Below are 6,325 nucleotides of genomic sequence, written 5' to 3' on the forward strand. Positions count from 1 at the left end.
GAACAAGGAATAAATATCGGGGGGCGGGCGGGTGGGGACTACTCGATATTACGAGCGACTCATTAAATAGCTTGTGTTAGGATATATTTATTTTGCAGGAATAATTTTATTTTAAGGAGGCTTAATTTATAAATTGATAACGATAACTGATTCAAAAAATTTTTATCGCAGCGACATAAAGACTCAGAGTCCAGATATTAGCAAAAATGTCAGTAATATAATTGACTCCGTCATAAAACAGGGCGACAAGGCAGTTATTGACTACGAGAAAAAATTTGACGGTGTAGAACTCGACTCGCTTTTAGTGAGTGACTCAGAGATCCAGCACGCTATAAAATCACTAGACAGCAAATATATAGACATGCTCAAACGTGCGGCAAAAAATATTTATGAATTTCACTCTAAACAAGTCCGAACAGGTTTTATTTATTCAGATAAAGAGGGCGTTATACTGGGTCAAAAAATTATCCCGCTTGAAAGAGTCGGCCTTTATGTTCCGGGCGGTACTGCTTCTTATCCGTCGAGCGTCTTAATGAACGCTATTCCCGCAAAAATAGCAGGCTGTGATGAAATCTATATAGCTACTCCACCCGAAATTAAGCCGGAAATTATAGCAGCTTCTCACATTGCCGGTGTAGATAAAATTTTCAAAATGGGAGGGGCGCAGGCAATCGCAGCATTTGCATACGGGACTGAATCAATTAAGCGCGTTGATAAAATTGTAGGACCGGGCAATATTTATGTCTCAGAGGCAAAACGTCAAGTATTCGGGCGGGTTGCTATTGACATGATAGCGGGACCGAGCGAGATTTTAATAATTGCCGACAAAAATAATTATCCTGCTCATTTGGCTGCCGACATGTTAGCACAGGCCGAACACGATAAACTTGCGACTTCTATATTAATCACTAATTCAAAGCGTCTCGCGAAAAGTGTAGCCGACGAAATCGAAATACAATTAATGAATCTTGAGCGCAAGGAAATAGCCCGCGAGTCAATTAATAATAACGGGAGAATTATTCTTGTTAAGAATCTTGACGAGGCTGTTAATATCGCAAATAAGATCGCGCCTGAACACTTAGAATTATGCGTAGAGAATGCCTTTGAATGGATAAGTGCCGGGAAGATTCGTAATGCAGGCTCTATATTTCTTGGCCGGAATTCTCCGGAAGCACTAGGGGATTATTACGCCGGACCTAATCACACGCTGCCGACGATGGGAACTGCTAGATTTTCGAGTCCTTTATCAGTCGATGATTTTATCAAGAAATCGCAATTTATTTATTACACGAGCGACGCACTAAATAAGGCCTCACAGGACATTGAAGACTTTGCTAAATCTGAAGGCCTCACAGGCCATGCAAATAGTGTAGTGATTCGCAGGCCTGAAAAAATGTGATATAATGCGATTGTCAGCAAGCAAGAGGGGCTTAATGACAAAACGATCAATCTTAGAAAGAAACAAGAATTTCATGAGGAGGTCATTATTATGGCAAAAGCAGTAGTAAATCAGGATGCGTGCGTAGGTTGTGAATCATGCGTGGGAGCTTGCCCGGTCAGCGCAATTTCTGTTAATGACGGTAAAGCAAGCGTTGATGCAGGAACTTGCTGCGAGTGCGGCACATGCGTATCAACTTGCCCGGTTGGTGCGATTTCACAGTAAGAATAAGAGATTTACACATATAATTAAAAATTTAACGAATCTTGCAAGAAGTCTCTCTCCTAATATATAGGCGGTGAGATGAATTGCGCGATATAATGGAGATCTACCGTAGGGACTACGGGAAGTTACGCCTTTGGAGAGGGTGTAAGACGGCCAGTCAATCAATATGAAACTGTAGCGCAGTCCTCGATGAATTAGGAAACCGCAACTTCTATAAGTGGCAGTAGTTCACATTTGTAAGTTACAGGCCGATGGAGTTTTTAAGTTCTGTCGGTTTTATTTTACCCGTTTTTACACGCCTATAAATCAATATTCATGCGATAATTAATATAATATTTCAGATTTAAGAATGGAGAATAAATTAATGCCGGAAAATTTTATTATTTCGCCTGAGACTCCTAAAGGACAACGAGACGCAATTATCACGGACGAAAAAATTATAACAGTCGGAGCAGGTGCAGGAACGGGCAAAACATGGGTACTTTCTGGGCGTTATGCTAGATTGATAGTGAATGATGATATACTTTTGCCGCGTGATATTTTGACTCTGACTTACACGGAGGCCGCAGCAGATGAGATGAAATTACGCATTGAAGATAAATTAAAGGATTCCGCAAAGTCAATCGCAAATTTAGAGAGAAAACGCGAAATTATTGACGGGCTTGCTGAGTCATGGATTTCTACAATACATTCATTTGCGGCGAGATTAATACGTGAGTCGGGGCTTTCACTTGATATTGACCCGGGGGCTTCTGTTATAACGCCTCAACAAGAACAAGATTTCTGGGACAATATTAGGAACGCTTTAGAATTTGCGAATTTAAGGCAGCTTTCACGAGCTTACGGGGATAAATCACTGCAAAAAATTTGTGATTCACTTGATCATGATAATTTATTGAGTTCAGCAGTTAATAAATGGAAGTCTGACTCGTTGAGCATTCTCGCACAAAACACAGCAGAGTTACAGGCCTCGCTCGGTAATTCATGGGAAGACATGCTAAACTGGGCCGATAATGACGAGTTACAGGACAAGGCAAAATCACTCGTTAAAAATTTAATGCTCAATGAGTGGCGCGAAATATGGAATCTTTTCGCAGATATGAATCTTCCTAAGGCAAAGAGTACTAATCAATCAGGCCAGTTATTAAATAATTTGCTTGAATGGCAGCGCGTAAATAATCCCGATGATATAAATCTGCAAAATTTTTACAGGGCAATATTTAATATTAAAGCTAACACGGGCGAACCGTTTAAGACTCTGAAAACTTACACTGATAATTTGAGTCTCGGCGAATGGAAGAAAACAAGACCGGCAATAATTGTAAATTTGACTGATAACTTCAGCGAAAATTTTTCAGACTATGAGAAAGCATTACGGAAAAGTTTATTATTATTCTGTGCAGTATCATGGGCAATGTGGGACAGAATGAAGAAGCAAAGAGGCTTATTATCATTCTCGGATATGATTCTACACGCGAAAAGGGCAATAACTGAAGGCGGAGTGAGTCGCAAATTTTCTCATGTCCTAGTTGACGAGTTTCAAGACACTGACCCCCTTCAATTCCAAATGATAGAATCTCTTGCGCGTGATTATTCGAGTTTATTTGCAGTGGGAGATCCTAAGCAGTCAATCTATAAATTTCGTCATGCTGAACCGGCTTTATTTGCTGATACAATTCAGAGGGCAGACGCAAAAATTAATCTTGATGTAAATTTCCGGACTCGTTCGTCATTGATTAACCGCATTAATAATTTATTCGCTGAAATATGGCAGCACGGGCTCGGAAGTTCTGACTCAATGGCAAAATTGAAATATGAATCTCTGAACCCAGCAAATATTGACGATTTACGAGACTCGGGAACTATGCCGGATTTCAAAATTTTACTTGCGACTCATGGCCGAAGCTCTCAAGACGCAAAAAAAATCTTGGCCGACAATTTAGCGAAAAATATAGCTGAATGGGTCAAAGAAGGCCGCACAATATGGGACAAAGCCGGAAAAATTATCAGGCCGGTTAAATTTTCAGATTTTGCGATTCTATCACGTTCACGGGGGATTTATGACATTTTAGAGGAATCGTTAAATAAATTTAATATTCCATCGATACAGGATAAAAGCTCGGATTTTTTCAGCAGGGGAGAGATTAACGACGTTATTTGCATGTTAAGAGCTGCCGCAGATTTTCATGATGATTTCAGCGTTATGGGCTGGCTTATGTCTCCTTTTTCGCGGTTGAGTCAGAATAAAGCTATAAAAATTTTCTCGCAAATTAATAAAGAATTCAGGCCGATTGACGCAGTCAAGAAAGATTACCCCGAAATTTATTCACGGCTTGAATATCTCGCTATAGTCGGTGAACACGAGGGCCCCGCGGGTTTGCTTGAAATCTATGATATTAATCGGGACTGGCTTTCTTGCTATAACGAGTCTGACAGGTTAAGAATCTTGCGCAACTTCCACCGAGCTGTAAAGATTGCTAGAGATTTTCAGAAATCAGGGACGGCGGGATTAATTGCTTGTGCTGACTGGCTTTTAAAGGCTGTGAGACGAGAGTCGGGCGGCATTGAAGAACCTTCTTGGCATGACAGAGACGAGAACGCAGTGAGACTCTCAACTGTTCACTCTTCAAAGGGTCTCGAATATCCTGTAACAGTAATTTTTGAGGCACGAACCAGCAATAAACACAAGAATGAAGCTATCAGGGCATCTAAGGAACTGGGACTCGTGTTTAGTTCTTATCCTGATGAACTGAACGCGGGCGACTCAAAACCTCAGGGAGCAGAATGGGACTCGCTTTTATCTGAACAGGGCGACTCAGAAGAAGAGACGAGATTATTTTACGTTGCAATGACTCGGGCGCAGGACAGTCTAATTTTTTGCGGACTAGTCAATCAAGAGGGCAAAGCGAATAATAATACATGGACGAAAATTTTATTAGATCATGATAATGCAACGCCCGAATATGTTCAGGAAATCAGCGATTATAAATCACTCAAGATAAATAATGAGGACTCCGGCAAAATTTTAACGCCACTGAAATTGATTCACTCACAGAATTATTTGCGTCAGATCTCGGCGAGTTCGTTTGCTTTATTCGAGTTCTGCCCGTTCGCTTGGCGTAGAAAATATAGACAGGGAATTAATTTAACATGGGAGTCGCCTGATAGAGACTCAATTTTTGACGATGATTTAAATTTTTCAGGCGGAGCAGATTCAGGCAGTCTAGCGCATTGGATATTAGAACGCTGGCCGAGAAGTGAAGATTATAGCGAGAAACTAGAAAATTTATTATCAGACAGGAGCGTTTTATCAAGTTTACCGGGGTATTTACGGGGAGCGTGGAGAAATAAGGAAATCCGGGAGAATCTCAAAAAATGGCTGTCAGATTTTGCTGATTCTCAACTCGGGCAGAAATTAATTAACAATTCCGGAATCAAACGCGAGCAGGATTTTAGAATCAGGCTCAATAATAACACGGCTTTAGCAGGATCTATTGACGCATATTATAAGGACTCGCAAAATTTATATCATGTTATAGACTATAAAATTACTTTGAGCCGTAAAGCACCGCCCGGACTGTATGACTCTCAATTAGATTTTTACGCGCTGGCAGTTAACGAGCTCACACACTGCGGAAAAATTAACGTGATTCTAGCTTTCTTGCGTGAAAATAATTTTGCTGAGAGAATCATTACAGATTTTGACTCGATCCGTGAACGCGTTATAAATGCCTCGAAAAATTGCGCGTCATGTTCATATGAGCCTAATACTAAAAATTGCGCGTCATGTCCATTTAAGAAAGGTTGTATTTATCATGAATGAATCAGCAAAGAATTTACACAATGAATTACACAAAGAATTTTATTTGACATGCGAGAAATATTTTATATTTGAATTTCTCACTATAGCGGCGGGAATGATGGGACTTTACACTTATAACATGCGCGGGGGAGTCTTCTCAAATGCTCAGACGGGCAATATTGTAATAATGGCTCTTGAGTTCGGGCGCGGTAATTTCTCGGAAGTATTATATTATTTCATTCCATTATTTGCTTATATACTCGGAACTGTAATATCTGAAATTTTGCCGGAAAAAGTAAGACACTCTCATTTTATCAGGTGGGATACTTTATTAGTGGGCATTGAAATAATTGTATTGTTTATAATCGGCTTTATTCCCTTAACTTGGCCGAATCAGATCGTGCAGATTCTAATCAGCTTTCTATGTGCTATGCAGTTTAACACTTTCAGGCAGGCAGAAGGAGTCCCAATGGCAACAACTTTTTTAACTAATCATGTGCGTCAAATCGGTGTGAGTATCGCTCGTGTAATCAGACATCATGAAGAAGAAGAGAAACAGGCAAAGAAGGCAATCAAGCACGCAAGATTAATAATAGCGTTTTTTGTCGGAGGAGTAATAATAACTTTCATGAGCAAATTTCTACACGAGAAAACTATTTGGCTTGCGATTATTCCGTTAAGTGTGTGCTTTTGTGTAATGTTAAGGGCTGATTTAATTTACGAACGGGCTATGTTGGATTTAAAGCCTCATGGACATTGATTTTGCTTTTCTCCTATTCTACTCGGCTGCGAATGCAGTCGGGTGGGCGGGTGGGAGTAGAATAATGCGTAAAATTTTTTGCTGGTATATATTTTTGTTA

General features: G+C 40.2%; 4 protein-coding genes. All 4 read left to right on the forward strand.

Annotated features, from left to right (window positions below; translation table 11 throughout):
* Positions 1 to 124: 124 nt before the first annotated feature.
* The 4 genes from hisD (at position 125) to IJS99_04915 (ending at position 6,225) form a co-directional block, all read left to right on the forward strand.
* A complete protein-coding gene (gene hisD / locus IJS99_04900; GenBank protein ID MBQ7561154.1) occupies positions 125 to 1,399 on the forward strand; it encodes a histidinol dehydrogenase in 1,275 nt (424 codons plus the stop codon).
* A 90-nt stretch (positions 1,400 to 1,489) separates the two neighbouring features.
* Positions 1,490 to 1,663, forward strand: coding sequence for a 4Fe-4S binding protein (locus tag IJS99_04905; protein ID MBQ7561155.1), 174 nt, complete (start codon positions 1,490 to 1,492; stop codon positions 1,661 to 1,663).
* Positions 1,664 to 2,027: 364 nt separating this feature from the next.
* Positions 2,028 to 5,486 carry a UvrD-helicase domain-containing protein gene (locus IJS99_04910; GenBank protein ID MBQ7561156.1) on the forward strand — a complete coding sequence of 1,153 codons (3,459 nt, stop codon included), beginning with the start codon at positions 2,028 to 2,030 and terminating at the stop codon, positions 5,484 to 5,486.
* Entirely contained in the window at positions 5,479 to 6,225 is a 747-nt protein-coding gene (locus tag IJS99_04915) for a DUF1275 domain-containing protein (GenBank protein MBQ7561157.1), read from the forward strand. Before IJS99_04910 ends, IJS99_04915 begins: the two co-directional genes overlap by 8 nt.
* The last annotated feature ends 100 nt before the right edge of the window (positions 6,226 to 6,325 follow it).

The organism is Synergistaceae bacterium (assembly GCA_017444345.1).
Classification (GTDB): domain Bacteria; phylum Synergistota; class Synergistia; order Synergistales; family Aminobacteriaceae; genus JAFUXM01.

What these genes read in the sequence shown, in the direction of transcription:
- IJS99_04915 (MBQ7561157.1), top strand. Translation starts at nt 5,479, where the DNA reads ATGAATGAATCAGCAAAGAATTTACACAATGAATTACACAAAGAATTT.
- IJS99_04910 (MBQ7561156.1), top strand. Translation starts at nt 2,028, where the DNA reads ATGCCGGAAAATTTTATTATTTCGCCTGAGACTCCTAAAGGACAACGA.
- IJS99_04905 (MBQ7561155.1), top strand. Translation starts at nt 1,490, where the DNA reads ATGGCAAAAGCAGTAGTAAATCAGGATGCGTGCGTAGGTTGTGAATCA.